The organism is Cypionkella sp. PAMC25878, from assembly GCF_058135695.1.
This window is the reverse complement of the sequence record NZ_CM176871.1, coordinates 2,086,160-2,112,149: the sequence shown is the minus strand read 5'-3', so window position 1 is coordinate 2,112,149 and position 25,990 is coordinate 2,086,160. Positions and strand designations below refer to the sequence as shown.

Below are 25,990 nucleotides of genomic sequence, written 5' to 3'. Positions count from 1 at the left end.
TTGCGGCCTTTTCAGGACCGCGCACCAGAAGGAAGAGAGCATGGATAATCTATCACATGGCCGCATCATCGGCATAGATGTTAGCCGCGACTGGCTGGACCTTCATTGCCTGCCCGACGGGCATCGCTGCAGAGTGCCAAACGCTCCGGCAGGTCATGCTGTTGTGGCGGATCTTGCCCGGGACAGAGATGCCGTCGTCTGTTTTGAGTCGAGTGGCGGTCAAGAATGGCAGCTCTGGGCGCTTCTGGAGGTAGAAGGCGTTGCAGCCCGCCAGGTGCCCCCCGCTCAGGTGAAAGCGTTTGCGCAAAGCCGCGGCACGCGCGCCAAGACCGACCGGATAGATGCGGAACTCATCGCCCGCTTTTTCGCTTTCCGGCCCGAAGCAGGCCGCCGTCGTCCCGCCGAAAAGCTGCGCCTTCTTAGAGCTTTGACGTCAAAACGAGCCCAGCTGGTTGAGATGCGCAAACGGCTGCTGGCCCAATTCCGCGCGCTTCAGAAACTCGGCACCGCCGCAATGTTCGAGGACATCGACACTGAGTTGAAGCAACGTTTCGATATCCTGATCAAGGAACTGGAAGACAGGATCACCCGGGCCATCGCAAGCGATGATCACCTGTCGGAAATGGCCACCGTTCTCCGCTCCATCCCGGGGATAGGCCCGGTTGCCAGCTCAATGCTGATCGCCGAAATGCCTGAGATCGGCACCATCACCGGCGAAGAAGCTGCCGCACTCACCGGATTGGCTCCGGTCGCGCATGACAGCGGAACACTTCGCGGGAAACGGGCCATCGCCGGTGGTCGCCGTGCCCTGCGGCATGTGATGTTCCAAGCAGCCTTGGTCGCGGCACATCATAACCCAAGCCTGAGATCCTTCGCAGATCGCCTCCGCAAGGCCGGAAAACCGCACAAGGTCATCATCACCGCCGTCGCCAGAAAGCTGGTCACCATCGCTAATGCGTTGTGCAAGAGCCGTCAGAAATGGGCAACCCCGACGTCCTGACAGATACAGTTGCTAGGGACCGTGGACATTTAGCGCAGCGCAATGATTGTTGCGGCGATGCTCCACGTTGCGCGGTAGCTTGTGTCGGTTTTGTCGTACCTTGTGTTTACGCCTCTGAACTCCTTGATCTTGCTGAAGTAGTTTTCGATGAGGTGTCGCCATTTGTAGGCTTCGGCGTCGTGGGGAATGTGCAGGATGCGGTTGCGTTTGGCGGGGATGACGGCTTCTGCTTGCCTGCGGTCCAACTCGGCGCGCAGGTGGTTTGCGTCAAACGCTTTGTCGGCCATCAGGGCGTTGAAGCTCAGCCCCTCGATCAGGTCCGGCACCCCGGTAATTTCGCTGCGCTGACCCGGCAGAAGCACAAAGCGCACCAGATTGCCAAGCGCGTCTGTCAGCGCCAGAACCTTCGTCGTCAGCCCGCCTTTCGAGCGCCCAATCGCTTGATTTCGAGTCCCCCTTTTGCGCCGCTCGCCTTCTGATGCGCGCTGATGATGGTGCCATCAACGAGGACGTATTCAAAGTCAGGCTCCCCCGATATGGCGTCGAAAATACGTTGAAATACATCGGCTTGCGCCCAGCGGCGAAACCGCCGGAACACAGAGTTCCAAGCGCCAAAACCCGGCGGCAGGTCACGCCATGGACCGCCAACCCTGACCTTCCAAAGGACGGCTTCAAGAAACAGCCGATTGTCCTTCGCCGTCACCCCGCGCGTCCGCAACGAGCCCGGCAAAAGCGGCTCGAGAAGCCGCCAACTCCGGTCAGAAATGACAAAACGTTCAGCCCGCATTCATACCTCCTCAAAAGGAAGCTTGAATCACGATATCCACCCAATGGGAATCCTAAATGTCCACAGCCCCTAGAACGTACTGCCAAAATTGATGCAGCGCCGAGGCCAGACAGTTTGGCGCATGAAGGGTGAACGAAACGCAACCAATTTGCAATTCCAATTGCCCGCTTCGGGCTTATTCTGTTGAAAACCTCGGCGTGTGAGCCGCGATGACATGGGCTCGTCATTTGCGCGCACGTCTCTCGATCACGCTGGTCGGGCTACTGTTGGTGTGGGCAGGCGCTTTGCGAGCTTCCTGAGGTTCTGGGCGGCCGCCGCGAGGTGGAATTCATCGTGTGCGCCGAATGGGCCGCGCAATCGGAGACGGTTCAGGCCGAGAATCCGCTGCAGATGTGCAAAAAGCGTCTCGACTTTCTTCCGGAGCTCGCAGGAGATTGGGTATTGCTCTGTCCGAGCGATCGCCCGGGCCACATCGCGGGATGGCTCGTAAATCAACCTTGTCACTTTGCGCGAAGGTTCTTTCGGGCAGCATCGCGATCTCAAAGCACAGCCATCGCAATCTGCCTTGCTGGCCCTGTACCGGAGCATGCCATCTGCGTCCGGGCTCTTCTCTCTGGGCTTTGCAAATGCACGGCGAGTTTGCTTCAGTTCCTTGGTGCCCGGACAGGTGCAAATATCCCTCTCAGCATCATAGGCGACGTCGGCCCGCACGAATGTGTCGTCCTTGCGCCCTGATTTGTCGATGACCGGAATATGCGGCGCGATCCCAGGCTGCTGAACCAGCCAGTCAAGCATCTCGCCCTTGCCATAGGCCGTGTCCGCGATCAGGCGTTCCGGCTTTATGCCGAACGTATCGTTCACGCGCTCGATCATCGTCCGCTCCGCCCCAACCTCGGCTTGGCGGATCGAGTGGGCGGCTTCCACATCGAGGATAACACCGTTATCGGTGTCGATCAGATAATTGGTGAAATAGGCAAAATAGGCAGGCCCGCCCCGCGCCCCGGTCCATTGCGATGCCGGATCGGAATGTGATGTGAACTTTGGCTCAACTGGTCTGGCTGAACCAAAAGCCGCAGCGGCGAGGGTGGCAAGATATTCCCGCACAGCCCGTGGTGCATCTTCGGGATTGATGGCCCTAGGTTCCCAATCAGCCTGTGGCGTCGAGTTCTTACGGTTTGCATCTGCTGGAATGAGGCTGGCCTCCGCCGCTAAACGCTGGCCGCTCGCCAGCCCTTCTGAGATGCAGCGGGCAACCACCGTCTCGAACAGATGCCGTAGAAGATCGCTGTCCCGGAAGCGGCCATGCCGGTTCTTGGAAAAAGACGAATGGTCGGGGACTTGCTTATTCAGATCCAAGCGACAAAACCAGCGATACGCGAGGTTAAGATGGACCTCGTCGCAAAGCCGACGCTCCGACCGGATCCCCATAATATAGCCGACAAGAAGCATTCTAATCATCAACTCTGGATCAACCGATGGCCGCCCCGTGGAACTGTAGAAGGGCGCAAGATGCTGACGAAGGCCAGAGAGATCAACGAACCGGTCGACCGAACGCAGCATGCGGTCTGGCGGAACATGTCCTTCGATTGAGAACTCGTAAAACAGAGCGCCCTGCGCTTCTTGCCGCGGTCCCATCATCGCCGCCCACCCCCACCAACCCAACTGAAAGTGAATCAGCGATCAGTCGGCCAATCAAGCTGAGCTTTTCAACAGAATAAGCGCTTTATCACCCCCGACGCGCAGGGTGCCAAGGTGCCCTATGCTGACGATTTTGCTGCGTTGGACCGGGTTGAAGTGACGGGCACCTATACCGGCAAGCTGATCCTACAGCATCCAGCCCCCCGCCATCTGGGTGATCGCCATCTGTGACCGCTCGGGGTCGATCCTGTCTAAAAAGGCCACCGAAGCCCTCGGCCCCGGGATTTCCACCCGCACAATCGGATCAGGGCCCTATGTCTTCAAAGACTGGAAGCCCCGCGATCAGGTGGTGTTAGAGGCAAACCCGGACTATGCGGACCGCGATATGCCCGCATTCCGGCAGATCATCCTAAAGCCGATTGTAGAGCCGCGCACCGCCTTGCTGTTGCTGCTGGCTAAGGAAACGGCGCTGACCGAAGCGGATGGAACAGCCGAAGATGAGCTGGCCAAAGACAGTGACGTGGCGGTCGTCAAGATAGAGGGGATTGACTATTCTTGGGTCAATATTTGGGTCAGTCTGAACGTCGAAAAGGGCGCGCTGACCGATCTGCGGGTGCGTCAGGCGATCCGGCTGGGGATGGATATTCAGACCGTGATCGACGGAGCCTATGCTGGCAAGGTCGGGCGGGCCAATGCTCTGCTGGCCCCGCCACTGCTGGGCTATTGGGCCGAAGCACCGGTCTATAACCGCGACATTGCCGCAGCACAGGCGCTGCTGGCCGAGGCAGGGCAAAGCAATATCGCGCTGACCTTCACCTGCCTGAACGATTCAACGTCGCAGGCCATCGCCCAGATCGTGCAGGCCAATCTGTCCGAAATCGGCATCACTCTGACCATCAACGCACTGGACCCCGGTGCCTATTGGGCGATGGGGTCGGGGATGCGGCAAAGGATCTGGAACTGACGCCGATCACCTATGCCTCCAAATTCGACCCCAGCTTTCAGACCCAATGGTTTCTGGGCTCGCAAGTCGGTTTGTGGAACTGGCAGCGCTGGACCAGCGACGAATTTGACCGATTGCACAATGAGGCGGCGGCTATGCTGGGTTGCACCTTGCTCGGCGAGGCCCTGCGCGACGCGGTTGACCCAAAGCTGAAAGGGCGGATGTGATGCAGGATGCAAACCGCAGCGGCCCCATTGGTCTGCACAACCTGTCGCTTGAATTTACCAGCCGGGGTGCCGCGCCCAGCCCGGTGCTGCGTGACATCTCGCTCGACATTCCGCCGCGCTCAATCATCGGGCTGGTGGGCGAATCTGGCAGCGGCAAATCGACGGTAGCGCTGGCCCTGATGGGCTTGCTGGCCCCAAATGCGCGGGTACGCGGCGGCCAGATCATGTTGCGCGACCGCAAGATTGAATGCAGCGACAGCGCCGCGCTGGCGGACCTGCGGGGGCATGAGTTTGCGATGATTTTTCAGGATCCCACCGCCTCGCTCAATCCGGTGTTCAGCATCCGGGCGCATCTGCACGAGGTGCTGCGCCGCTGTGACCCACAGGCAAACCACGCCGAAAGGCAGACACGAGCGGTTGGCGCACTGGCAGCGGTTGGCTTTGACCGCCCCGAGGCGCGGGTGCGTAACCATGTGCACGAGCTATCCGGTGGCATGCGGCAACGTGTGGTCATCGCAATGGCGCTGCTGGCGCGGCCCAGCCTGCTGATCGCAGATGAGCCGACCACCGCGCAGGATGTGAACGTCGAGGCGCAGATGCGCGCGATGAAATCGGCTGTTCGATCCTGCTGATCACCCATTCGCTGGGTCTGGTGGCGCGCTACTGCGATCTGGTGGCGGTGATCTATGCCGGTGAAATCGTCGAGCGCGGCGCGATGGCTGATGTGGTCCGTCACCCGGCGCATCCCTATACCGCCGATCTTTTTACCGGCGATGTCGAGATCGACGCGCCACGGGCCAATCCGCCACTGGCGCAAAGCTTTCAGGTGATCCGCGGCGAGCTGCCCGCCCTGCGGGATTTGCCCAAGGGCTGCATCTATGCGCCGCGCTGTGCCCACGCCGTAGCAGATTGCACCGCAGCACACCCCGATCTGCGGCCATTGGCAGGCAAACCCGGTCAGGAGGCCCGATGCATTCTGACACCATAGCCCCACCCGCAGCCATTGATGTGGCGGCCGCCGTCGTGACCTTTGGCTCCTTCCGGGCGCTGAACGGCGTTTCAGTCGCGGTCCCCACTGGCAGTTGTTTCGGCATTGTCGGGGAAAGCGGTTCTGGCAAAACTACGCTTTTGCGCGCCATTCTAGGGCTTCAGCGGCTGAGCGCGGGTCAGGTTGCCCTGATGGGGGCGGTGCAGCCAGCTGCCCAGCGCGATTTTCGCAGCCTGATCACCACGATCCAACCAATTTTTCAGGATCCGGCGCAATCGCTGTCGCCGCGCCGCCGGATTGGTCAGTCGATGGACGAGGTGGCTGGATGACTGGGCGAGTCGCGCGACGAGATCCGCGCCCGGCTGGCGGACGTCCTGCAACAGCTGAGCCTGCCGCCGGGCGTGGTTGATCAATATCCGCATCAGATCAGCGGCGGTCAGGCCCGTCGCGCCGCCATCGCCCGCGCCCTGCTGTTCCGTCCCCGCATTCTGGCGGCGGATGAACCAACCGCCGGTCCCGATGTCTCGGTTCAGGGCGATTTGCTGAATTTGTTGCAAGAGATCAGTGTTGAAACCGCGGTGGCCCTGCTGGTGGTCAGCCACAATCTGGCAGTGGTGCGGCTGATTGCCGATCAGGTCGCGGTGAGGCATCGCGGTCGTATTGTCGAGCAAGGCGATTGCGCCACGGTCCTGCAAACGCCGCAGGCCGAGTACACGCAACAACTGCTCGCCTCTTGGCCTCGCGCACATCATGTGGACGACGGCCAAGGATAGCGATGCGATACCCATAAGGATGCCGCAACATAAGGCCACCACCCGGAGCCGTCAGAAACAGGACACGCATCGATGCCCGTATTGGTCAGTTCACCTCCGAAGGCAGAGGTCGCGCTGTTCAACTCAACATACCGCGACCATATTTCTGTCCCGTCGCGCCTTGGGTCAAGTCAGATCGGTGCTGTCATTCGGCGGCGCGCTGGACAGGATCGCGTCCAGCAAACCGGGAAAGCGACTATCCAGATCGTCGCGGCGCAGGCTGAGCGTTCGGCCCCTGCCCTTGGGGTCATTGCGGATCACGCCCGCCTCACGCAGCACCCGCATCAGGTGCGATTTGGTGGATTTGGCGATGCTGGGGTCTTGCAACTGGCAGCGCGCCATATCGACGGGGCCTGCGACCAGTTGGGCAACGATCGCAAGGCGTGCGGGATCGCTGAGGGCAAACAACACCTGCGCAAGCACCAAATCCGCGCGGGCGGGATGCGGCAACTCTCCAACTGGAAAAGGGATATCTTCGCTCATAGTTCGAATATAGTTGAACAGTCGCCGCAAGGGTAGTAGGAAATTGTTCGAAAATAATCGAACAATAAACCAGCCAGCGCCCCGTGAGTGTATAATGCAAATTGAGATCCCCTATACCGCAAGACACCGCGCGGGCTTTGCCATCGTGCTGATTGGCCTGATGCTGATGATGGCCAGCGCAAGCGCGCCCTCGCCGTTCTATCCGGTCTTGCAGCGCGACATCGGCTTTTCTGACCCGGCGCTGACCGGAATCTTTGCAGTCTACACCGTGTTCCTGCTGGCAACGCTGCTCACCGCCGGGTCATGCTCGGACCATCTGGGCCGTCGCCCGGTTCTGTCTGTCGGGTTTGCCGGGCTCGCGCTGTCTTTGCTGGTGTTCGAGCAATCCGCCACGGTCGAAGGCCTGCTGATCGCCCGCGCCATCCAAGGCGTGGCCTGCGCGCTGCTGCTCTCGACGCTTTCGGCGACCATCGTGGATTTAGAGCCGCCGTCGAACCCCGGCAGCGCAGCCATTGTCAATTCGGTGATCCCGCTGATCGGGCTGGCCCTCGGTGCGCTGGCCGCAGGATTTATCATGACCGTGGCGGCAACCCCGAAACAGGATGTGTTCGACGGGCTGATCCTGCTCTGTCTGGTCCTATCCGCCGCCATTTGGGCCCTGCCCGAAACCTCACCCCGGCACGAAGGCTTGCTGTCAGCCCTCCGTCCCCGTATCGGCCTGCCACCCCGCGCCCGCGCCGCGTTTTGGCAGGCGGCCCCGGCGATCATCGCAGGTTGGGCGACGGGCGGGCTTTATCTGTCCCTCGGCGCGCCCATCGTCGCGCGGATCTTCGGGCTGCACAGCAGTCTGATGCAGGCTTTTGTCGTCACGCTGCTGTCAGGGATGGGCGCACTCGCCTGCTATCTCGCACGCCATCGCACCCCGCGTCAGATCACCCTCGGTGGCACCGCAGCGCTTTCCATCGGCACGGCGCTGACCCTGATCGGCATGGCGCTGCCCTCGCTGCCACTTTACCTTGTGGCGCTCTCCATTGCAGGCATGGGCTTTGGCACCTGCTTTTACGGGGCATTGCGCACGCTGATCCCGCTCAGCACACCAAATGAACGCGGCGAGTTCTTCGCAGCAATCCTGACCCTCAGCTACGCCGCCTTCGGCGCACCGACCCTGATCGCAGGGCTGCTGTTGCCGCAACTGGGGTTGACGGTGACGGCGGTTGGCTACGGCGTGATGATCGTCCTGCTCTCGGCCACCGCCGGCCTGATGCGCAAGTTTACCGCAACCGACTGACCTGCCGAGCCTAGATTTGCAACCTTCCCACCGCATCTTGCGCGCCCGTTCAGCTCAATGCACCGCAAGCCTGCCTGACGACAGGCAACCTCCCGGATGACCGTTCGGTGCAGGTGCACCATCTGGATAAGCGGTCAGCCATCGCGAAACATCCTCGCCCCACTCTGGGATCAGATCCACGCCAACACCGCCTCACTCATGAATTTCCAGCATGAACCTAAGGTCAGACCGACGGCTAATCGCAGGACCTGCGGTGGGCTATATCACCTGCCAACAGCCGTCATTTTGGCGACAAACCCAACGGAGTCTCCCCATGCAAACCATCGGCTATGCAGCGGACAGCACCAGTTCAGACCTTGCCCCGTTCAATTTCACCCGCCGCGTACCCCGCCCCAATGATGTGGTAATGGAAATCCTTTACTGCGGCGTGTGCCATTCTGACCTGCATTGGTCGCACAACGACTGGGGCTGGACGACGTTCCCCGCCGTGCCGGGACATGAGATTGTCGGCCGGGTGATTGAGGTTGGATCGGCTGTCACGAAATACGCGACGGGGGATCATGTGGCCGTGGGCTGCATGGTCGACAGTTGCCAGCAGTGCGATCAGTGCAAAAACGGCGAAGAACAGCTGTGCCGCGAAGGCAATACTGGCACCTATGGTGGGCGGGATCGCATCAGCAAAGACATGACCTACGGCGGCTACTCTAAACACCTTGTCGTGCGTGAGGAGTTTGTTTTGCGGATGCCCAAGGGCTTGGATATCGCCAAGGCCGCACCGCTGCTCTGTGCCGGAATCACCACTTGGTCGCCGCTGCGCACATGGAATGTCGGCCCCGGCAGCCGGGTCGGCGTCATTGGTCTGGGCGGGCTTGGCCATATGGCGGTCAAGCTGGCGGCGGGCCTTGGTGCGCATGTGACCGTGCTCAGCCGCACGGCGGACAAGAAGGCGGATGCTAAGGCACTTGGCGCGGCGGATCTGTTGATGTCATCCGACCTACAGGCAATGGCACAAGCGGCGAACGGCTTTGATCTGATCATCGACACCGTACCGGTGAAACACGATCTGAACCCTTATCTGCCGCTACTAGACGTTGACGGCACGCTGGTGATCGTCGGGCAAGTTGGCCCGATGGCAGAAATCTCGACCGTGCCCCTGCTGCTGGGCCGTCGCCGCATCGCCGGCTCGCCGATTGGTGGCATCCGCGAGACGCAAGAGATGCTCGACTTCTGCGCCGAAAAAGGCATCCTGCCGGACGTCGAGATGATCCGCATGGACGAGATCAACGCCGCTTTCGCGCGGATTGAGAAATCCGATGTGCGCTATCGCTTTGTGATCGACATGGCCTCACTGTCAGCTTGACCCACGCAGCCACCACCACTCCCCCATCGAAGGAAGCCCATCATGGAGATCAAACGCAACGGCACCACAGCCTCGGCCCGTGGCCCCGCAGATTGGTTTACCGGCACCGTCCGCATTGACGCCGCGTTCAACGCCACGGCCCCGGCGCGGGCGGGCGGTGCGATTGTCACCTTCGAGCCCGGCGCACGCACGGCTTGGCACACGCATCCTTTGGGTCAACGGCTGATCGTGACGGCAGGTCTGGGGCTGGCACAGCGCGAAGGCGGCCCGCTCGAGGAAATCCGCCCCGGAGATACCGTCTGGTTCGCGCCGGACGAAAAGCATTGGCACGGCGCGTCTCCCACCGTTGCCATGACCCATATCGCCATCGCCGAAGCCTTGGATGGCCGCGCCGTTGATTGGCTGGAGCATGTCTGCGACGCCGATTACCCCGCCCCGTAGGGCTGAAAGCACTAACATGACACTCGCAACCCTGACTGAACCGACCGGCACCGCCGGGTCGGCTGTCTGCCCTGATGCCGCACGCCAGCAGCGCGCTGTGCTGATCGTGGTGCTGGCAAGCTATCTGATGATCCTGCTGGACACCTCCATCGTCATCACCGGCTTGCCCGATATACGGGACGGCTCGGACTTTTCCCCGGCCGGGCTCAGCTGGGTGCAAAACGCCTATACGCTCAGCTTCGGTGGCTTCCTGATGCTGGGCGCGCGGGCGGGTGATCTGTTTGGCCGCCGTCGGGTCTATCTGGCCGGGGTTGCCCTGTTCACACTGGCGTCACTGGTGATTGGACTTGCTCCGAACCCCGCGACGCTGCTCACCGCGCGGGCAGTCCAAGGCATCGGTGCGGCGATCCTTGCCCCGACCACACTGGCGCTGCTGTCCACCCATTTCGCCGAAGGCGAGGAGCGCAACCGCGCGCTGTCGCAATATGCCTCGACCGCCAGAGTTGGCGCGAGCCTTGGGCTGGTGCTGGGCGGCATTTTTGCGGGCTGGATTTCGTGGCGCGTGGGATTTTTGATCAATGTTCCTGTCGGCCTCGGGCTGTATCTTTCCGCCGCGCGTCTGTTGGTAGAAACCAAGCCCACGCCGGGGCGGGTTGATATCGCCGGAGCCGTCACCTCGACCGTTGGCATGGGCGCGCTCGTCTTTGGCATCGTGCGCTCGGCCAGCTCGGGTTGGCAGGATCACCTGACGCTTGGCTTGGTCGCCGCAGGATTGGCGCTGGTCGCCTGCTTTCTGGGGATGCAAGCCCGCACCGCGCAGCCGCTGCTGCCTTTGCGGCTCTTTGCCGACAAAGGCCGTGCCGGGGCTTACGGCGCGCGGGCGCTGTTTCTGGGCGCGATGGTCAGCTTTTTCTTCTTCAGCACCCAACTGATGCAAGGCGTTCTGCACATGACCCCCGTGCAGGCCGGGTTCGGATTTCTGCCGATGACCGTGGTGACCTTCCTGATCTCACTGCTGCTGCCCCGCCTGCTCGGGCGCTTTGGCAGCGGCGTGGTACTGGCGGCAGCTTTCCTCTGCGCAGCGCTTGGCCTTGTTTGGCTGGCGCAAGCGCAAGCCGGGGCCAGCTATGGGATCGCCGTCGGCCTGCCAATGCTGTGGATCGGGCTTGGCAATGGCGCGGCTCTGGCACCGCTGACCGTCGCCGGAGTGCGCCGGGTGACACCACAGGATGCAGGTGCGGCCTCAGGGCTGGTCAACGCGGCACATCAGTTGGGCAGCACGTTGGGTCTGGCCGTGCTGGTGACGGTATTTGCCGCAGCGATGCGGGGAGCACCCACCTCAGACGCGATGCTGACCCACGGCATTTCGGCCGGACTTTACGGCGCAGCAGTGCTGCAAGGGCTGGGTCTGATCGTGACGCTATCCTTCGTTATTCGCGCCGACAAGACGCACAAAGCCGCCTAATCTGAAAGGAAACTCCATGCCTGCACGCACCGTTCTGATCATCGGGGCCACTGGCAGCATTGGCCGCCCCGTGGTCGATCAAGCCCTATGCCAAGGCCACCGCGTCCGCGCTTTGGTCCGCGATGTAGACCGCGCCCGGCGCACTCTGCCCAAAGAGGTGGAACTGCTGGCAGGTGACCTCACCCGCCCCGAAACCCTCACCGCCGCAGTGCAAGGCGTCGATGCCGTGGTGCTGACTGTCAACGCCGATGGTGGTGGCAAGGCCGCTTCCGAAGCGATCTATTATACTGGGCTGCGCGATCTGTTGACGGTGACCGGCCCGCGCCGGACGCGCATCGCTCTGATGACCGCCATCGGCGTGACCGTCTGCGAAACCAGCTATCAACGCAGCAGCGAGTCGCATGATTGGAAGCGCCGCGCTGAGCGGTTGCTGGCGCCAGCGGTCAAAATTACACCATCATCCGCCCCGGCTGGTTCGATTACAACGCCACCGAGATGCAGAAGCTTCTGCTATTACAAGGCGATACCCGCCGCTCTGGCACGCCGTCCGATGGTGCCGTGGGCCGCAAGCAGATCGCACGGGTTTTGATCGAAAGCCTGACCTGCCCCGCCGCCAACCGCAAAAGCTTTGAGTTGATCACCGAACGCGGACTCGAGCAAACCGATCTAACGCCACTGTTTGCCGCCCTAAACCCCGACCGCCCCGGCGGTCTGGATGGCGTGCGCGACATCGACAACCAGCCGCTGGCGCAAGAACCCGACCGCGTCCGCGCCGATCTGGCAGAACTCCGCGCCCGTATTGCAGCCACCTGACACAGCACTGCGGCATTTATCCTCCGCGCTCATGAACCCAAGCGGGATTGCCCCTCTCATCCGCCCCCCGGCTAGTCTTACTTTCAAGTTGCTGCATATTGGACGGCAGACCGCCATCCCCAACTGATAGGGCTCTGCATGAAACCCACCGCGAAACGTTCGGCGCTACGCGCCGCAATCATGCCCGTCGCCGCGATTACTGTTCAAGAGCTGGCCGAACCAAATCGTCTCACTTTCCCCGCAGCGCTCGCAGGGTTGGTGCATTGCAGCAAGCGCTGTGCATTACGCCATGACGGCGCTGCGGCGCCCCAGCTCAGCGCGTTAGCCAAGGCGCGCGCCCCTGAGGATAGAATTCAGTCATCCTTTTATGATATCATTGCCACACCGCAAGTTGCATAGGGTTCATAAATGAAGCGCGATGAACTCGGCGATCTTGTGGCCTTCTTGGCCGTCTATGAGGAACGCAGCTTCACCAAGGCGGCGGCGCGGCTGGGCACCTCGCAATCTGCGCTCAGCCATACCGTCAAGCGGTTGGAAGATCGCGTGGCGCTGCGGCTTCTGACCCGCACCACCCGCAACGTCTCGCCGACCGATGCCGGTGAAAAGCTGGCCGAAGCGCTGCGCCCCGCGCTGGATGATATCGAGGCGCGGCTGGATAGCCTGAACGCGCTGCGCGACCGTCCGGCGGGCAACATCCGCATCACCTCAAGCCGCGATGCCGCACGGGAAATCCTGTTTCCCAAGGCGCGCGATCTGATGCAGGACTACCCTGACATCAATATTGAAATCTCTGTGGATCAGAAGTTCACCGACATCGTCGCAGACCGCTTTGATGCTGGGGTACGTTTGGGCGAAAGCGTCAAAAAAGACATGATCGCGTTGCGCATCGGCCCCGATCTGAAGATGCTGGTGGCAGGCGCACCAAGCTATCTGGCCCAGCATGGCCAGCCGCAAACCCCCGCCGATCTGACGCGTTTCAACTGCATCAACCTGCGCCTGCCCACCCTCGGCGGGCTTTATGCGTGGGAGTTCGGCCAAGGCGACCGCTCGGTCAATGTCAGGTCGAAGGCCAGTTTATCAGCAATGACCCCGATCTGATCATCGAAGCGGCAGTGGCTGGTTTGGGGCTGTGCTGCCTGACCGACAAACACCTGCAACCGTGGATCGACCGCGGTGCAGTAGTGCCTGTCTTGCAAGAGTGGAGCCAGAGTTTCCCCGGCTACCACCTTTACTATCCATCGCGGTTGCGCGGCTCGCCTGCATTTTCATTGCGGGTCGATAGGCTGCGTTGGCGCGGCTAGCGGCTGACGCCGCACTCAAGTCGCAAGACAGCGCCAGAGTTAAAGCCCGGTCATCGCAAGCATGGCCGCTGGCAACCGCTCCCCCACCAACGAGATTGCAGCGCTGCCGTGGTCAAGCTGCTGCAGGTCTTCAGGCGTCAGGCTCAGCGCCGCACCGCCAAGATTTTCCCGTAAACGGGCCAAGCGCTTGGTGCCAGGGATCGGCACGATCTTCGCGCCGCGCGCAAGAAGCCATGCCAGCGCCACCTGTGCCGGCGTGGCACCGTGCCGCGCGGCCACGGCGCTGACCAGACCCACCAGCGCCTGATTGGCCCCGCGCGCTTCTGTGCTAAAGCGCGACACCATCGTGCGAAAATCCCCCAGCGCGAAGGTGGTCTCGGCGGTGATCACCCCGGTCAGAAAGCCCGCGCCCAGCGGTGAGAACGGCACAAAGCCGATGCCAAGCTCAGCAAGCGTCGGCAGCAATTCAATCTCGGGCTCGCGGTGGAACAACGAGTATTCACTTTGCACCGCCGCGACTTGCTGCACCGCATGAGCGCGGCGAATCGTAGCGGGCGCGGCTTCGGACAAGCCAAAATGCCCGACCTTACCCTCGGCAATCAGCTCGCGCACCGTGCCCGCCACATCTTCAATCGGCACGGCCGGATCGACGCGGTGCTGATAAAACAGGTCGATGCGATCGGTTTTCAACCGCTTCAGCGCGGCCTCGGCCACCCGGCGGATCTGCGCGGGCTGGCTGTTGACGCCGCCGCTGCGGGCAGCAGTGACAGGGTCAATGTCAAAGCCAAATTTGGTGGCAATCACCACCTTATCGCGCAGAGATGCCAGTGCTTCGCCAACAATATCTTCGTTCATCCATGGGCCATAAGACTCGGCGGTGTCAAAGAAGGTGACGCCAAGATCATAGGCATCGCGGATCAGACTGATGGCATCGGCGCGCTCGGGGACAGCACCATAAACACCGGTCAGGCTCATGCAGCCAAAGCCGATCTCTGAAACAACGGGGCCATTGCTGCCCAAGGTTCTGGTTTTCATCAAAGAATGTCCTGTGTCGGGCCAAGGGCGCCGCATCCGACGCGCCGCCTTGGCGTTCGATGCCGGCAATTCACCCTTTCTCACCGCCGTGATTAGACGGCTAAATCAGCTAAGCTTGATACTTGCGGCATATGAATAGCCTGCCCCGCTGACCAACCCTCTGGCCGCATTGCGGCCCAATATCTGCAGTAAATCCCAAGATCCTTCGTCCGATCTGGACCGCTGTCGAAAATTGCAAACGCAGAAAGACCCGTGATGGCCCGCAAAGTTCCGAAACGCGTCAGGGCACGGCAATGGGCGGCGCGCCCCGCCAAAATTCTCAATGTGGCGGTCTCGCGCGCCCGGCAGACCCGATATGTGGTCGGTTCCGCCGCTGCATGGGCGGTGGCAAGCAACAGCCTGCAAATCTTGCAGCAGCAGTTGGCGCGCGCGTGACATATCTTTGAAGTGGCACGCGTCGCTCAGGACGACACCCATGGCGGCTTCAGGCCCAGGCCGCTTTGGCGGCGGTCGGTCGGAACAGACGCGCCCTATCCGCAGCCCAACAGATCGCTTGCCAGCATCGCTGCAAAACCCCGCCTCCGCGCAACCCGCAGCTGTCATGACATGCGCGAGATGGAGCCACAGGACCGATACAGAAATGCCCTGCCACCTCGTCCCCGCCCCTGCAGCGAAGGCAATCGCCCGTATGCCGCGCGTCGGTATGGCAGACCAGATCTCGCCCAGCTTGCGAACGCCCTACTTGTGATACAGCCCCGCGTACTGGTCGCGCAGCAGGTTCTTCTGCACTTTGCCCATGGTATTGCGCGGAAGCTCGTCCATGAAAACCACCCGTTTGGGCTGCTTGAACCGCGCCAGACGGTCTTCCAATGCCGCGACGATGGCGGCTTCGGTCAGCGCAGGGCTACCCGTGGGCACAACAACCGCCGTCACGGCCTCGCCGAAATCCTTATGCGCAAGGCCGATCACTGCGGATTCCAGCACGCCGGGGATCTCGTCAATCTCGGCCTCGATCTCTTTGGGATAGACGTTGTAGCCGCCAGTGATGATCAGATCCTTGCCGCGCCCGATGATATGGACATAGCCGTTGTCGTCGATCCGCCCCAGATCGCCGGTGATGAAAAAGCCGTTCGCGCGCAGTTCGGCCGCAGTCTTTTCCGGCATCCGCCAATAGCCTTTGAACACATTGGCCCCGCGCACCTCGATCATGCCAATCTCACCCTGTGGCAGCTCCACGCCGCTTTCAGGGTCAGTCACAATCACCTCAGTCCCTGGCAGCGCCAGCCCCACCGTGCCCGCCACCCGCGCGCCATCATAGGGGTTCGAGGTATTCATATTGGTCTCGGTCATGCCGTAACGCTCAAGGATCGCATGACCCGTGCGCACCCGCCATGCGCGGTGGGTTTCGGCCAGCAGCGGAGCCGAACCCGAAACGAACAAACGCATAGGGGCGGTGGTCTCTGCATTCAACCTATCATCCTCCAGCAGGCGGACGTAAAAAGTCGGAACCCCCATCAGCACCGTCGCCCGCGCCATCAGATCAAAGATGCGCTCGGTGTCGAACTTCGGCAGCAAGATCATCGACGCGCCCGAGAACAGCGTGACGTTTGTGGCCACGAACAGCCCATGGGTGTGGAAAATTGGCAAGGCGTGGATCAGCACATCTTTGTCGGTGTAGCGCCACGCCTCGCGTAGCGTCAGCGCGTTGGACACCAGATTGCCATGCGTCAGCATCGCACCTTTCGAACGCCCCGTGGTGCCCGAGGTATACAACAACGCCGCCAGATCGTCCTTGTCGCGCAGCGCTGTGTCAAAACCTGAAGGGGCCGAGGCTGCGGCATCACTCAGGCTGCCCTTGCCTTTGGCATCCAGCGTCACCATCCGCGCCCCAGCCTGTTCAGCGGCCTGTGTCAGATCAGCCGCACGCGCAGGGTCGCAGACAAACAAACTCGGCTCCGCATCACCGATGAAATACGCAATCTCAGCCGCCGTATAGCCGGTGTTCAGTGGCAAAAACACCGCACCCGCGCGGGCGGTGGCAAGATAGAGGATGATCGCCTCGACCGATTTTTCCACCTGCACCGCCACACGGTCATCCGGCTTCACCCCCAAAGCCACCAGCGCATTGGCCATCCGGCCGATGCGGGCGACCAGATCGGCGTAGGTGATCCGCGCGCCGTCCAGCGTCTCAATCGCCGTGGCCCCGGCATCGGTGATCGAGCGGGCAAGAATGTCGAACAGGTTGGCGTTCATGGAAAACTCCTGCAAAAACCGAAATCAAAGCTTACCGGCGGGCAGCACGGTTTGCACGCTCTGCGCAACGGCGACAGGACTGCGCGCGGCATAGCCTTGGCGGTTGGTCACTATCTGAGCAAGATCATAGAGAGCGTTCACCTTCAACCCATGCGATTGTTTAAACCCATGGGCCGATATATCACCCAAACAGGCCCGCCGTTACTGGCGCACATTGCGCGAGGGAAATCGCACCACGGGGGCGATCATACGCCGCGGGGATCGCGAAGCGCAGCAATAGCGGGCAACGCGCGCTTCGGCGCCTCCGCCACCTGCTTGCTCACAGCCTTGCCGAAAGTCGACCCTTTCGCGCCCTCTGTGGGCCGGAGCAACAGCGTTTGCTGCAGCACAACACCCCGGTTTGAACCTGTTACCGACATGGCAAGCATCGAGCACACCCGCTGGCACAGCCGATCCGAACCTCAATTACCCTGAAAGGCCTCATCTTGCGGCAAGGCCCCACCCCCAACCCACCCATCTTTACGCCGCCTTTACGCGAAAGCCTCACCTTCGACATATCGCCCTCACGCGGGGCTCTGGCAAAACACACGGGTCAATCCCGGAGCACATCATGTCCGATCTCATCTACCTCTCCCTAACCTTTGCCGCTTTTGGCGGCTGTGCGGCGCTGATCCGCATCCTAGACCGTCTGTGAGGAAATCATGTTCGACCTGATCCTAGGCCTTGCCGTTGCGGCGGGGCTTTTCGTCTATCTCGGGGTGGCGCTGATCGCCCCCCATCGTTTCTAGGGGCAAATGATGACCCTGATTTCATACATTCTCTACTTCGCCGTGCTGACAGCACTTGGCCTTGGCTTAGCTGTCTGGATGCAACGAGTGTTTGAGGCCCGTATCCCGGCTTTGGCTTGGGTCGACCGCATTGTGCTGCGCGGCGCGGGCGTCGACCCCGACCGCCAGATGAACTGGACCGCTTACGCCATGGCGGTGCTGACCTTCAACTTAGCGGGTTTTGTGGTGCTTTACGCCCTGCTGCGCTTGCAGGACTATCTGCCGCTGAACCCCGATGGCATTGGCGCGATGTCGCCCGATCTCGCCTTCAACACCGCGATCAGCTTTATCACCAACACCAACTGGCAAGCCTATTCCGGCGAGGCGCAACTGTCTTACCTCAGCCAAATGGCCGGGCTGACCGTACAAAACTTCGTCTCGGCCGCCAGCGGTATGGCGGTGGGCGTCGCGGTGATCCGGGGCTTTACCGGCCCGAAAGATAGCGGCTTGGGCAACTTTTGGGCCGATATGACCCGCGCGACGCTGTGGATTCTTCTGCCGCTGTCGATTGCGCTGGCGCTGTATCTGGCTGCCCAAGGTGTGCCGCAGACCCTGCTGGGCGCGGTCCATACCACGGGCCTTGAAGGCGCTGAACAGATCATCCCGCGCGGCCCTGCGGCAGCGCAGATCGCCATCAAACAACTCGGCACCAACGGCGGTGGCTTTTTCGGCGTGAACTCGGCGCATCCGTTTGAGAACCCGACGATTGCATCTGACCTTGCACAATGCTTGTCGATCCTGCTGATCCCGGTGGCGTTCTGCTTCCTGTTCGGCTCCATGGCACGCGACCGCCGCCAAGGTTGGGCGATCTTTGCCGCCATGGGCATCATGCTGCTGGCGGGCCTTGCGGTGATCCATTTCTACGAGACCGCAGGCAACCCGAGCCTTGGCATCGGCGCGAATATGGAGGGCAAAGAGGCCCGCTTCGGCGCAATGCTGTCCTCGCTGTGGGCGGCGTCCACCACGGCAGCCTCGAACGGCTCGGTCAACGCGATGCATGACAGCTTTATGCCGCTGTCGGGCATGGTGCTGATGGTGTTCATGCAGATCGGTGAGGTGATCTTCGGCGGTGTCGGCTCCGGCCTCTATGGCATGCTGCTCTATTGCATCATCGCGGTGTTCTTGGCCGGGCTGATGGTGGGCCGCACCCCCGAATACCTTGGCCGCAAGATCGAAGCCCGCGAAGTGACGCTGGCCGTGGTGGGCTTCCTGTCCATGCCGCTGGGTATTCTGGTGGTCGGCGCGTTTGCTTCCACCCTACCCAGCGCCTTGGCCGCGATTCAAGATCCCGGCCCGCATGGCTTCAGCGAAGTGCTCTACGCCTATTCGAGCGCCACCGGCAACAACGGCTCGGCCTTCGGCGGCTGGGGGGCATCGCTGCCGTGGCACACCACCGCCATGGGTCTGGTGATGATCCTTGGCCGCTATGCGATGATCATTCCGGTCTTGGCGATTGCAGGCTCGTTGTCGCGCAAAACCAAGGCTGAGGCCACCGCAGGCACCTTCCCGACCCATGGGCCGCTGTTCGTCACGCTCTTGATCCTGACCGTGCTGATCCTCGGCGCACTCACCTTCTTTCCTGTGCTGGCCCTTGGACCGATTGCGGAAGAAACCGCGCGCATTGCTGGCCAAAGCTTTTAAGGACTTGAAATCATGTCTAACCCTATCCCAACCGCAAGCCTGCGCGATCTGGCCCCAGCAGCCCTGCGTCAAACCTTCGTCAAACTTGATCCGCGCAGCCTTGCCCGCAACCCGGTGATCTTCACCACAGCGGTCGTCGCCCTGATGACCACCATTCTGGCGCTGCGCGATATTGGCAGCGGCACGGTCGGCGGCTGGCCAGCGCTGCATATCTCAATCTGGCTCTGGCTCTGCGTGCTGTTCGCCAACTTTGCCGAGGCTTTGGCCGAAGGTCGCGGTAAAGCCCGCGCCGACACCCTGCGTGCCACCAAGACCAAAGGCTATGTCAAACGTCTGGAGGGCCCGCAAAGCGAATTCGATGTCGCTCTGCTGACCCCGATTGATGAGTTGCAAGCAGGCCAGTTCGTGCTGGTCGAAGCGGGCGATATCATCCCCACCGATGGTGAGGCCGTGCGCGGCGTCGCTTCGGTGAACGAAAGCGCCATCACCGGCGAAAGCGCCCCGGTGATCCGCGAGGCGGGTGGCGATCGCTCCTCCGTCACCGGCGGCACCACGGTCGTCTCCGACTGGTTGGTGCTGCGCATCACCGCCGAGCCCGGCAAAAGCTTCATGGACCGCATGATTGCCTTGGTCGAAGGCGCCGAGCGTCAAAAGACCCCGAATGAGATCGCCCTGAACATCCTGCTCGCCGGGCTGACGCTGATCTTCCTGTTCGTCGTCGTCACCCTGCCCGCTTTCGCCAGCTTTGCCGGGCTGAACATCCCCGTCGTCGTGCTGGGCGCACTATTCGTCACACTGATCCCCACCACCATCGGTGGCCTGCTGTCCGCCATCGGCATCGCCGGGATGGACCGTCTGGTGAAGTTCAACGTCATCGCCAAATCCGGCCGCGCCGTTGAAGCCGCAGGCGATGTCGACACGCTTTTGCTGGACAAAACCGGCACCATTACCTTCGGCAACCGCATGGCCGACGCCCTGATCCCCGCGCCGGGTGTCGATATGGCCACCTTGGCCGAGGCGGCTTATCTTGCCTCGCTGGCCGATGAAACCCCCGAAGGCCGCTCGATTGTTGAGAAAGCCCGCGCGCTGCTGGGCAAAGATATTGCGCTGCCGACGGGGGCTTCTCCGGTGGAGTTTACGGCTCAGACCCGGTTGTCTGGCTTGGACTTGGCCGACGGCACCAGCCTGCGCAAAGGGGCCATCGACGCCGTGGTGCGCCTGACCACGCAAATCCCCGCCCCCGCCCTCGCGCTAGAAATTGACGCGATTGCGCGGTCTGGTGGCACGCCGCTGCTGGTGTCGAAAGGCTTCACCATCCTCGGCGCAGTGCATCTGAAAGACGTGGTGAAACCCGGCGTGCGCGAACGCTTTGCCGAACTGCGTGCCATGGGCATCCGCACCGTGATGATCACCGGTGACAACCCCCTGACCGCCGCCGCCATCGCGGCTGAGGCCGGAGTCGATGATTTCCTCGCCGAAGCCACGCCGGAAATGAAGCTAGACCTGATCAAGCGCGAACAATCCGGCGGCCGTTTGGTCGCGATGTGCGGCGACGGCTCCAACGACGCCCCCGCCTTGGCGCAAGCCGATGTGGGCGTGGCGATGAACGCAGGCACCCCGGCGGCGAAAGAGGCAGCCAACCTGATCGACCTCGACAGCGACCCAACCAAACTGATCGAAATCGTCATGGTCGGCAAAGAGCTGCTGATCTCGCGCGGCTCGCTGACCACCTTCTCCATCGCCAATGACGTGGCGAAATACTTCGCCATCCTTCCGGCGATGTTTGTAGGCGCCTATCCCGGCCTCGCAGTGCTGAACATCATGGGCCTCGCCTCGCCCAATTCGGCGATCCTGTCGGCGGTGATCTTCAACGCGCTGATCCTAATTGCCCTCGTCCCCCTCGCGCTGCGCGGCGTGAAATACACCCCCTCCTCGGCAGCGGTGCTGCTGCGCCGCAATCTGCTGATCTACGGCTTAGGCGGCCTGATCGTGCCCTTCATCGGCATCAAGGCGATTGACCTCGCCCTCGTCGCGCTCAATCTGGCCTAAGGAGCCCATCATGCTTTCCCATCTTCGTCCCGCAATCACCCTCACGCTTGGCTTCACCCTGCTCACAGGCCTCGCCTATCCCTTGGCAATCACTGGAGCGGCACAGGCGCTGTTCCCGACCCAAGCCAACGGCAGCTTTATCGAGAAAGGTGGCGCGGTGGTAGGCTCTGCCCTGATCGCGCAGTCCTTCACGAAAGCAGTCTATTTGCACCCCCGCCCCTCGGCCTCAAGCTACGGCGCGACCCCGTCTGGAGCCTCCAACCTCGGCCCCACCAACGCATCCCTGATCGCCAGCGTCGCCGAACGCCGCACCGCCTATACCGCCGAGAACGGCGCAGAGGCACCGATTGATGCAGTAACAACCTCGGCCTCTGGCCTAGACCCCGACATCAGCCCGGAAAACGCCGCCGCCCAAGCCGCCCGGATCGCCACCGCCCGCAACGCCGATCCCGCCGCCGTGCAAGCGCTGATCGCACAACAAACCAAAGCCCCACTGCTGGGCCTGTATGGCGAGCCGACGGTAAATGTGCTGCAAACCAACCTCGCGCTGGATGCGGCCTTCCCCCTGCCGAAATGACCGCCTCAGCGCATCAGATCGGACTCGGTCCAGCCAAGGGCGGCCATATCCGCCGCCCGAGCTGCCGCATCATCGCCGACGATGAACTCGTCCAACTGCGGCGGGGCTATGGCTGTCGAAGACAGCATCGCATGAGCTTGCCCACGATGGTGCGTCTGATGCTGAAACAGATGCGACAGCAGATCATCCGCCCGGTCAAGTTGCTGCCGCTCGCCACGATCCACACTGACGATCCGGGCCAGCCCCTCGGGCGTGAGCCCCCCTACAAACGCCAACAACCGCGCGTCACACGCGCCCTGCGCCACAACCAGCGCCTCCAGCGTCACCAACCCCCGCGCATCGTCCAGCGCTGCACGGTCCAGCCGATTGCCCTCCAGCGCATTGATATAAAATCGATCCACCAGCAAAATATGGTTCAACGTCGCGCGGATGGACGGGAAAAAACCCACGCGCGGCGCGGCATACTCCTCTGCCGACAGGAGCGCGCAGGCACCATGCAAGCGATGGTTGGCAAGTCGGTTCATTTGCGCCAGTTTACGCCACACGCGGCAGGGATCACGGGATGATGCAGACACAAACTTTCCTCCCTTATTCCCGGCAAAACTACCGCAGCGCAGGCTTTGCGGCTAGGGGCCAAAGCCATGGCTGACACCGACACCCGCCCCTCGCCCGCAGCCCTGTTGGACCGCGCCAACCGCGAAGGCCGTGGGCGGTTGAAGATCTTCATCGGCGCGGCCCCCGGTGTCGGCAAAACTTGGTCGATGCTGGACGACGGCCACCGCGAATGGGCCAAGGGCGTCGATGTGCTCGCCGCCGTCATAGAAACGCATGGCCGCGCCGAGACCGAGGCGAAACTCGCAGGCCTGCCCCTGCTGCCGCGCAAACCCGTGCTCTACAAAAACCGCGCTTTGACCGAGATGGATCTGGATGCCCTGCTCGCCCGCCGCCCCACTTTGGCGCTGATAGACGAGCTGGCCCATACCAATGCCGAAGGTGGGCGACACGAAAAACGCTGGCAGGACGTGGCCGAAGTCTTGGCCGCTGGCATCAATGTCTACACCACCCTGAACATCCAACACATTGAAACCCTGAACGAAACCGTCGCCCGCATCACCGGCGTGCGCGTCCGTGAAACCGTCCCCGATCAGGTGCTGGAACTCGCCGATGAGATCGAACTGATCGACCTGCCCCCCGATGAACTTCTGGAACGCCTGAAAGCTGGCAAAATCTATCCGCAGGATCAGGCCGCCCGCGCCCTCACCTCGTTCTTCATCAAAGGCAACCTCACCGCCCTGCGCGAACTCGCGATGCGCACCGCCGCCGACCGTGTCGATGCCCAACTGCGCGAGCATATGGCCGCCAATGCCATCGAAGGCCCGTGGCCTACCCAAGAGCGCATCCTTGTCTGCCTGAACGACAGCCCCGCCGCCCGCGAAGCCATCCGCGTGGCGAAGCGATCAGCCGACCGCGCCCGCGCCGATTGGATCGCGGTGAATGTCACCTCCGCCCGCCAGAATGACCTTGGCGAAGCGCAGCGTGACCGAATTTCCACCGCCCTGCGCCTCGCCGAACGCCTAGGCGCCGAGGTGGCAACCCTAGAGGCCGAGAACGACACCGCCAGCGCCATCCTGTCCTATGCCCGCGCGCGCAATGTCCGCCGCATCATCGTCGGCTACCCCCGCCGCCGCCCGTGGTTCACCCGCTGGCTGCAAGAAGACGTGGTGCAAAACCTGATGCGCGGTGCCGGGTCGTTCGAGATAACCGTCGCCTCGCAACCCGACGAACGCCTAGCCTCAGAACGCCCCCGCCTCACCCTGACCCCGCTTCGCGGCATCGCCGAGGCTATCGGCATTACTCTGCTCGCCAATCTCGCCGCCACTTTGGCCGACAGGCTGTTCCCCGTGGCATCCCTGTCGGTGATCTTCATGACCGCCGTGGTGCTCGTGGCGTCGCGTCAAGGCAATCTGCCCGCCATCCTCGCCTCGATCCTCGGCTTTTTCTCTTACGATTTCTTCTTCGTCGAGCCGCGCTGGACCTTCACCATCACCGACCGCGGCGAAGTGCTCACCCTCTGCCTGTTCCTCGTGGCCTCTCTGATCACCGGCAACCTCGCCGCCCGCCTGCGCCAGCGCGTCCGCGTGCAAACCGAAATCGCCGACCGCACCAACAAACTCTACGATTTCAGCCGCAAAGTCGCCGCCGCCGCCCAGCGCGATGATCTGATCTGGGCAGTGGTCAGCCATGTCGCGGTAAGCCTGCGCTGCGAAAGCATCCTGCTGATGCCCGATGCCAGCGAAACGCTGCAAGTCGTCGGCGGCTTCCCCCCCGAAGACCGCCTAGAAGTCCGCGATCAAACCGCCGCCCAATTCGCATGGGACAAAGGCCAGCCCGCCGGGCGTGGATCAGACACCCTGCCCACCGCGCGCTGGTATTTCATGCCCTTGAAAACCAACGAAAACCGCTTGGGTGTTCTCGGCATCGCCTTTAGCGACGACGGCGCGCTGACCCGGCTGGATCAACGCCTGATGGATGCGCTCAATGATCAGATCGTGCTGGCGCTGGAGCGCCTACGGCTGACCGAAGACCTCGCCTCCACCCGCCTTGCCACCGAGACCGAACGCCTGCGCACCGCTTTGCTGTCCTCGGTCAGCCACGACCTGCGCACCCCGCTTGTCACCATCATCGGCGCCGCAGGCAGTCTGACTGACCCCGACGATCTGCCCGAGGCCAGCCGCTTAGAGCTGGCCGAACTGATCCGCGAAGAAGGTGAACGCCTCGACCGCTATGTGCAAAACCTGCTCGACATGACCCGGCTTGGCCATGGCGCACTCCACCCCCATCTCACCGCCGTCGATCTGGCCGAAGTCGTAGGCTCCGCCCGCCACCGCATGCGCGCCATCCTGCGGCTGCATCCGCTGACCACCGATCTGCCGCAACCCTTGCCGCAAGTCCAAGCCGATCCAGTGCTGCTGGAACAAGTCCTGTTCAACATCATCGACAACGCCGCCAAATATGCGCCCGAAGGCAGCGAGATCACGCTTTCGGCCAAAACCAACGGCACGTTGCTGACCCTGACCATCGCCGACAGCGGCCCCGGCATCCCCCCCGAAGACCGCGACCGCATCTTCGAGATGTTCTTCCGGGTTGAAAGCGGCGATCGCCAACGCGCAGGCACCGGGCTAGGCTTGGCGATCTGCAAAGGCCTGATCGAAGCCATGGGTGGCTCCATCCGCGCCGAAGCCACATGGCCAAACGGCACCGGCACGCGTATCGTGATCACGCTGCAAATCCTCACCGCAGCCCAAACCTGAGCCCTCGAAAGCCATATGACAACCGCCCGTATCCTCGTCATCGACGATGAAGCCCCGATCCGCCGCTTTCTGCGCGTGGCGCTGGAATCCGATGGCCATGATGTGATCGAGGCCGCCACCGCCCGCGAAGGCCTGCTGGCGGCCGCCCGCGAAACCCCGGCGATGCTGATCCTCGACCTCGGCCTGCCCGATGCCGATGGCCTGAGCGTGCTGCGCGATCTGCGCGGGTGGAGCACGATGCCCGTGCTGATACTGTCTGTGCGCGCCGATGAGGCGGGCAAGGTCGCCGCCCTAGATGCAGGTGCGCAGGATTACGTCGTCAAACCCTTCAGCGTCAAAGAACTGCTCGCCCGCGTCCGCAGCCTGCTGCGCGACCGCAGCCCGAATGACTCCGCCCCCGCCGTTATCACAGCAGGCGATCTGCGCATCGATGCGGCCCTACACCAAGTCAGCCAAAACGGCACAATCCTGCACCTGACCAAACGCGAGTTTGACATGCTGTGGATGCTCGCCTCCAACGCCGGTCGGTTGGTCAGCCAGTCGATGATCCTCGGCACGCTCTGGGGGCCCGCCCACGCAGAAGACAGCCAATACTTGCGGGTGTTCATCCGACAGTTGCGCGCCAAACTCGGCGACGACGCCGCCAACCCGCGCTACATCATGACCGAACCCGGCGTCGGCTACCGCTTCATCGCCAGCAATGACTCTGTGGGCAACTGACTCGCCGCCTTGCCACAACAATCCCCGTAGC

The 25,990-nt window shown here is 62.3% G+C and carries 27 protein-coding genes and 2 pseudogenes; 22 read left to right on the top strand and 7 right to left on the bottom strand.

Features of this window, described 5'->3' with window-relative positions:
• The first annotated feature begins 40 nt into the window (after positions 1–40).
• The gene (locus ACS5RD_RS10210) at positions 41–1,000 is read left to right on the top strand and encodes an IS110 family RNA-guided transposase (protein WP_489928140.1); all 960 of its coding nucleotides are present in this window, start codon (positions 41–43) and stop codon (positions 998–1,000) included.
• 29 nt (positions 1,001–1,029) lie between these two features.
• Here the strand turns inward: ACS5RD_RS10210 and ACS5RD_RS10205 are convergent.
• Together ACS5RD_RS10205 and ACS5RD_RS10200 are read right to left on the bottom strand one after the other, a co-directional pair.
• Positions 1,030–1,787, bottom strand: a pseudogene (locus ACS5RD_RS10205) (IS5 family transposase).
• Between the two features lie 246 nt (positions 1,788–2,033).
• The gene (locus ACS5RD_RS10200) at positions 2,034–3,425 is read right to left on the bottom strand and encodes an IS1182 family transposase (RefSeq protein ID WP_489931099.1); all 1,392 of its coding nucleotides are present in this window, start codon (positions 3,423–3,425) and stop codon (positions 2,034–2,036) included.
• A 214-nt stretch (positions 3,426–3,639) separates the two neighbouring features.
• On the opposite strand from ACS5RD_RS10200, the gene ACS5RD_RS10195 reads away from it, so the two are divergent.
• The 5 genes and pseudogenes from ACS5RD_RS10195 to ACS5RD_RS10175 all read left to right on the top strand — a co-directional run bounded on the left by ACS5RD_RS10195 (position 3,640) and on the right by ACS5RD_RS10175 (position 6,356).
• On the top strand, positions 3,640–4,389 hold the full coding sequence (locus tag ACS5RD_RS10195; RefSeq protein ID WP_489931098.1) for an ABC transporter substrate-binding protein: 750 nt from the start codon (positions 3,640–3,642) through the stop codon (positions 4,387–4,389).
• The gene (locus tag ACS5RD_RS10190) at positions 4,347–4,595 is read left to right on the top strand and encodes a hypothetical protein (RefSeq protein WP_489931097.1); all 249 of its coding nucleotides are present in this window, start codon (positions 4,347–4,349) and stop codon (positions 4,593–4,595) included. Before ACS5RD_RS10195 ends, ACS5RD_RS10190 begins: the two co-directional genes overlap by 43 nt.
• Positions 4,595–5,227: an ATP-binding cassette domain-containing protein gene (locus ACS5RD_RS10185; RefSeq protein ID WP_489931096.1), complete on the top strand. Its 633-nt coding sequence runs from the start codon at positions 4,595–4,597 to the stop codon at positions 5,225–5,227. Before ACS5RD_RS10190 ends, ACS5RD_RS10185 begins: the two co-directional genes overlap by 1 nt.
• Positions 5,228–5,247: 20 nt before the next feature.
• Positions 5,248–5,583: an oligopeptide/dipeptide ABC transporter ATP-binding protein gene (locus tag ACS5RD_RS10180; RefSeq protein ID WP_489931095.1), complete on the top strand. Its 336-nt coding sequence runs from the start codon at positions 5,248–5,250 to the stop codon at positions 5,581–5,583.
• Positions 5,565–6,356: pseudogene (locus tag ACS5RD_RS10175) on the top strand (ATP-binding cassette domain-containing protein). Before ACS5RD_RS10180 ends, ACS5RD_RS10175 begins: the two are co-directional and overlap by 19 nt.
• A 165-nt stretch (positions 6,357–6,521) precedes the next feature.
• Here the strand turns inward: ACS5RD_RS10175 and ACS5RD_RS10170 are convergent.
• Positions 6,522–6,878, bottom strand: a complete 357-nt coding sequence (locus ACS5RD_RS10170; RefSeq protein WP_054007221.1) for an ArsR/SmtB family transcription factor — start codon at positions 6,876–6,878, stop codon at positions 6,522–6,524.
• Between the two features lie 94 nt (positions 6,879–6,972).
• On the opposite strand from ACS5RD_RS10170, the gene ACS5RD_RS10165 reads away from it, so the two are divergent.
• The 9 genes from ACS5RD_RS10165 (at position 6,973) to ACS5RD_RS10125 (ending at position 13,546) form a co-directional block, all read left to right on the top strand.
• Complete coding sequence (locus ACS5RD_RS10165) at positions 6,973–8,166, top strand: MFS transporter (protein WP_054007222.1); 1,194 nt, start codon at positions 6,973–6,975, stop codon at positions 8,164–8,166.
• 313 nt (positions 8,167–8,479) lie between these two features.
• Positions 8,480–9,526 (top strand): NAD(P)-dependent alcohol dehydrogenase, encoded by a 1,047-nt coding sequence (locus ACS5RD_RS10160; RefSeq protein WP_489931094.1) that lies wholly within the window; start codon positions 8,480–8,482, stop codon positions 9,524–9,526.
• A gap of 42 nt (positions 9,527–9,568) precedes the next feature.
• Positions 9,569–9,967 carry a (R)-mandelonitrile lyase gene (locus ACS5RD_RS10155; protein WP_489931093.1) on the top strand — a complete coding sequence of 133 codons (399 nt, stop codon included), beginning with the start codon at positions 9,569–9,571 and terminating at the stop codon, positions 9,965–9,967.
• Positions 9,968–9,983: 16 nt separating this feature from the next.
• Complete coding sequence (locus tag ACS5RD_RS10150; RefSeq protein WP_489931092.1) at positions 9,984–11,432, top strand: MFS transporter; 1,449 nt, start codon at positions 9,984–9,986, stop codon at positions 11,430–11,432.
• Between the two features lie 16 nt (positions 11,433–11,448).
• Positions 11,449–12,021 (top strand): NAD(P)H-binding protein, encoded by a 573-nt coding sequence (locus tag ACS5RD_RS10145; protein WP_489931091.1) that lies wholly within the window; start codon positions 11,449–11,451, stop codon positions 12,019–12,021.
• Positions 11,991–12,245: a hypothetical protein gene (locus ACS5RD_RS10140; protein ID WP_489931090.1), complete on the top strand. Its 255-nt coding sequence runs from the start codon at positions 11,991–11,993 to the stop codon at positions 12,243–12,245. The genes ACS5RD_RS10145 and ACS5RD_RS10140 overlap by 31 nt, the downstream gene beginning before the upstream one ends.
• Positions 12,246–12,383: 138 nt before the next feature.
• Entirely contained in the window at positions 12,384–12,644 is a 261-nt protein-coding gene (locus ACS5RD_RS10135) for a hypothetical protein (protein WP_489931089.1), read from the top strand.
• A 9-nt stretch (positions 12,645–12,653) separates the two neighbouring features.
• Positions 12,654–13,343 (top strand): LysR family transcriptional regulator, encoded by a 690-nt coding sequence (locus tag ACS5RD_RS10130; RefSeq protein WP_489931088.1) that lies wholly within the window; start codon positions 12,654–12,656, stop codon positions 13,341–13,343.
• On the top strand, positions 13,268–13,546 hold the full coding sequence (locus ACS5RD_RS10125; RefSeq protein WP_489931087.1) for a LysR substrate-binding domain-containing protein: 279 nt from the start codon (positions 13,268–13,270) through the stop codon (positions 13,544–13,546). Before ACS5RD_RS10130 ends, ACS5RD_RS10125 begins: the two co-directional genes overlap by 76 nt.
• 39 nt (positions 13,547–13,585) lie before the next feature.
• Here the strand turns inward: ACS5RD_RS10125 and ACS5RD_RS10120 are convergent, their stop codons facing one another.
• Positions 13,586–14,581 (bottom strand): aldo/keto reductase, encoded by a 996-nt coding sequence (locus ACS5RD_RS10120; RefSeq protein ID WP_489931086.1) that lies wholly within the window; start codon positions 14,579–14,581, stop codon positions 13,586–13,588.
• 255 nt (positions 14,582–14,836) lie between these two features.
• On the opposite strand from ACS5RD_RS10120, the gene ACS5RD_RS10115 reads away from it, so the two are divergent.
• The gene (locus tag ACS5RD_RS10115; protein ID WP_489931085.1) at positions 14,837–15,016 is read left to right on the top strand and encodes a hypothetical protein; all 180 of its coding nucleotides are present in this window, start codon (positions 14,837–14,839) and stop codon (positions 15,014–15,016) included.
• 303 nt (positions 15,017–15,319) lie between these two features.
• Here ACS5RD_RS10115 and ACS5RD_RS10110 read toward each other — a convergent pair whose 3' ends face one another.
• Both ACS5RD_RS10110 and ACS5RD_RS10105 read right to left on the bottom strand, forming a co-directional pair.
• Complete coding sequence (locus tag ACS5RD_RS10110) at positions 15,320–16,834, bottom strand: malonate--CoA ligase (protein WP_489931084.1); 1,515 nt, start codon at positions 16,832–16,834, stop codon at positions 15,320–15,322.
• Positions 16,835–16,858: 24 nt separating this feature from the next.
• Positions 16,859–17,023, bottom strand: coding sequence for a malonyl-CoA decarboxylase domain-containing protein (locus ACS5RD_RS10105; RefSeq protein ID WP_489931083.1), 165 nt, complete (start codon positions 17,021–17,023; stop codon positions 16,859–16,861).
• A 512-nt stretch (positions 17,024–17,535) separates the two neighbouring features.
• Between ACS5RD_RS10105 and kdpF the strand changes: the two genes are divergently transcribed.
• Genes kdpF through kdpC form a run of 4 tightly spaced genes read left to right on the top strand, consistent with a single transcriptional unit; the run spans position 17,536 to position 21,928 of the window.
• The gene (gene kdpF / locus ACS5RD_RS10100; RefSeq protein WP_054007232.1) at positions 17,536–17,622 is read left to right on the top strand and encodes a K(+)-transporting ATPase subunit F; all 87 of its coding nucleotides are present in this window, start codon (positions 17,536–17,538) and stop codon (positions 17,620–17,622) included.
• Between the two features lie 9 nt (positions 17,623–17,631).
• Complete coding sequence (gene kdpA / locus ACS5RD_RS10095; protein WP_489931082.1) at positions 17,632–19,302, top strand: potassium-transporting ATPase subunit KdpA; 1,671 nt, start codon at positions 17,632–17,634, stop codon at positions 19,300–19,302.
• 12 nt (positions 19,303–19,314) lie between these two features.
• Entirely contained in the window at positions 19,315–21,351 is a 2,037-nt protein-coding gene (kdpB, locus tag ACS5RD_RS10090; protein ID WP_489931081.1) for a potassium-transporting ATPase subunit KdpB, read from the top strand.
• Positions 21,352–21,361: 10 nt separating this feature from the next.
• Complete coding sequence (kdpC, locus tag ACS5RD_RS10085; protein ID WP_489931080.1) at positions 21,362–21,928, top strand: potassium-transporting ATPase subunit KdpC; 567 nt, start codon at positions 21,362–21,364, stop codon at positions 21,926–21,928.
• Positions 21,929–21,933: 5 nt separating this feature from the next.
• Here kdpC and ACS5RD_RS10080 read toward each other — a convergent pair whose 3' ends face one another.
• Entirely contained in the window at positions 21,934–22,503 is a 570-nt protein-coding gene (locus tag ACS5RD_RS10080; protein ID WP_489931079.1) for a DinB family protein, read from the bottom strand.
• A 66-nt stretch (positions 22,504–22,569) separates the two neighbouring features.
• Here ACS5RD_RS10080 and ACS5RD_RS10075 point away from each other — a divergent pair, with 66 nt between their 5' ends.
• Positions 22,570–25,239 carry an ATP-binding protein gene (locus tag ACS5RD_RS10075; RefSeq protein ID WP_489931078.1) on the top strand — a complete coding sequence of 890 codons (2,670 nt, stop codon included), beginning with the start codon at positions 22,570–22,572 and terminating at the stop codon, positions 25,237–25,239.
• 15 nt (positions 25,240–25,254) lie between these two features.
• Positions 25,255–25,959 carry a response regulator gene (locus ACS5RD_RS10070; protein ID WP_489931077.1) on the top strand — a complete coding sequence of 235 codons (705 nt, stop codon included), beginning with the start codon at positions 25,255–25,257 and terminating at the stop codon, positions 25,957–25,959.
• Positions 25,960–25,990 lie beyond the last annotated feature (31 nt).

Excerpts from the sequence above, each read along its gene's own strand:
- kdpC (WP_489931080.1), top strand. The coding sequence starts at position 21,362 with ATGCTTTCCCATCTTCGTCCCGCAATCACCCTCACGCTTGGCTTCACC.
- ACS5RD_RS10075 (WP_489931078.1), top strand. The coding sequence starts at position 22,570 with ATGGCTGACACCGACACCCGCCCCTCGCCCGCAGCCCTGTTGGACCGC.
- ACS5RD_RS10120 (WP_489931086.1), bottom strand. The coding sequence starts at position 14,581 with ATGAAAACCAGAACCTTGGGCAGCAATGGCCCCGTTGTTTCAGAGATC.
- ACS5RD_RS10070 (WP_489931077.1), top strand. The coding sequence starts at position 25,255 with ATGACAACCGCCCGTATCCTCGTCATCGACGATGAAGCCCCGATCCGC.
- kdpF (WP_054007232.1), top strand. The coding sequence starts at position 17,536 with ATGTTCGACCTGATCCTAGGCCTTGCCGTTGCGGCGGGGCTTTTCGTC.
- ACS5RD_RS10155 (WP_489931093.1), top strand. The coding sequence starts at position 9,569 with ATGGAGATCAAACGCAACGGCACCACAGCCTCGGCCCGTGGCCCCGCA.
- kdpA (WP_489931082.1), top strand. The coding sequence starts at position 17,632 with ATGACCCTGATTTCATACATTCTCTACTTCGCCGTGCTGACAGCACTT.
- ACS5RD_RS10170 (WP_054007221.1), bottom strand. The coding sequence starts at position 6,878 with ATGAGCGAAGATATCCCTTTTCCAGTTGGAGAGTTGCCGCATCCCGCC.
- ACS5RD_RS10130 (WP_489931088.1), top strand. The coding sequence starts at position 12,654 with ATGAAGCGCGATGAACTCGGCGATCTTGTGGCCTTCTTGGCCGTCTAT.
- ACS5RD_RS10210 (WP_489928140.1), top strand. The coding sequence starts at position 41 with ATGGATAATCTATCACATGGCCGCATCATCGGCATAGATGTTAGCCGC.
- ACS5RD_RS10115 (WP_489931085.1), top strand. The coding sequence starts at position 14,837 with ATGGCCCGCAAAGTTCCGAAACGCGTCAGGGCACGGCAATGGGCGGCG.
- kdpB (WP_489931081.1), top strand. The coding sequence starts at position 19,315 with ATGTCTAACCCTATCCCAACCGCAAGCCTGCGCGATCTGGCCCCAGCA.
- ACS5RD_RS10200 (WP_489931099.1), bottom strand. The coding sequence starts at position 3,425 with ATGATGGGACCGCGGCAAGAAGCGCAGGGCGCTCTGTTTTACGAGTTC.
- ACS5RD_RS10150 (WP_489931092.1), top strand. The coding sequence starts at position 9,984 with ATGACACTCGCAACCCTGACTGAACCGACCGGCACCGCCGGGTCGGCT.
- ACS5RD_RS10135 (WP_489931089.1), top strand. The coding sequence starts at position 12,384 with ATGAAACCCACCGCGAAACGTTCGGCGCTACGCGCCGCAATCATGCCC.
- ACS5RD_RS10145 (WP_489931091.1), top strand. The coding sequence starts at position 11,449 with ATGCCTGCACGCACCGTTCTGATCATCGGGGCCACTGGCAGCATTGGC.
- ACS5RD_RS10165 (WP_054007222.1), top strand. The coding sequence starts at position 6,973 with ATGCAAATTGAGATCCCCTATACCGCAAGACACCGCGCGGGCTTTGCC.
- ACS5RD_RS10160 (WP_489931094.1), top strand. The coding sequence starts at position 8,480 with ATGCAAACCATCGGCTATGCAGCGGACAGCACCAGTTCAGACCTTGCC.
- ACS5RD_RS10185 (WP_489931096.1), top strand. The coding sequence starts at position 4,595 with ATGCAGGATGCAAACCGCAGCGGCCCCATTGGTCTGCACAACCTGTCG.
- ACS5RD_RS10110 (WP_489931084.1), bottom strand. The coding sequence starts at position 16,834 with ATGAACGCCAACCTGTTCGACATTCTTGCCCGCTCGATCACCGATGCC.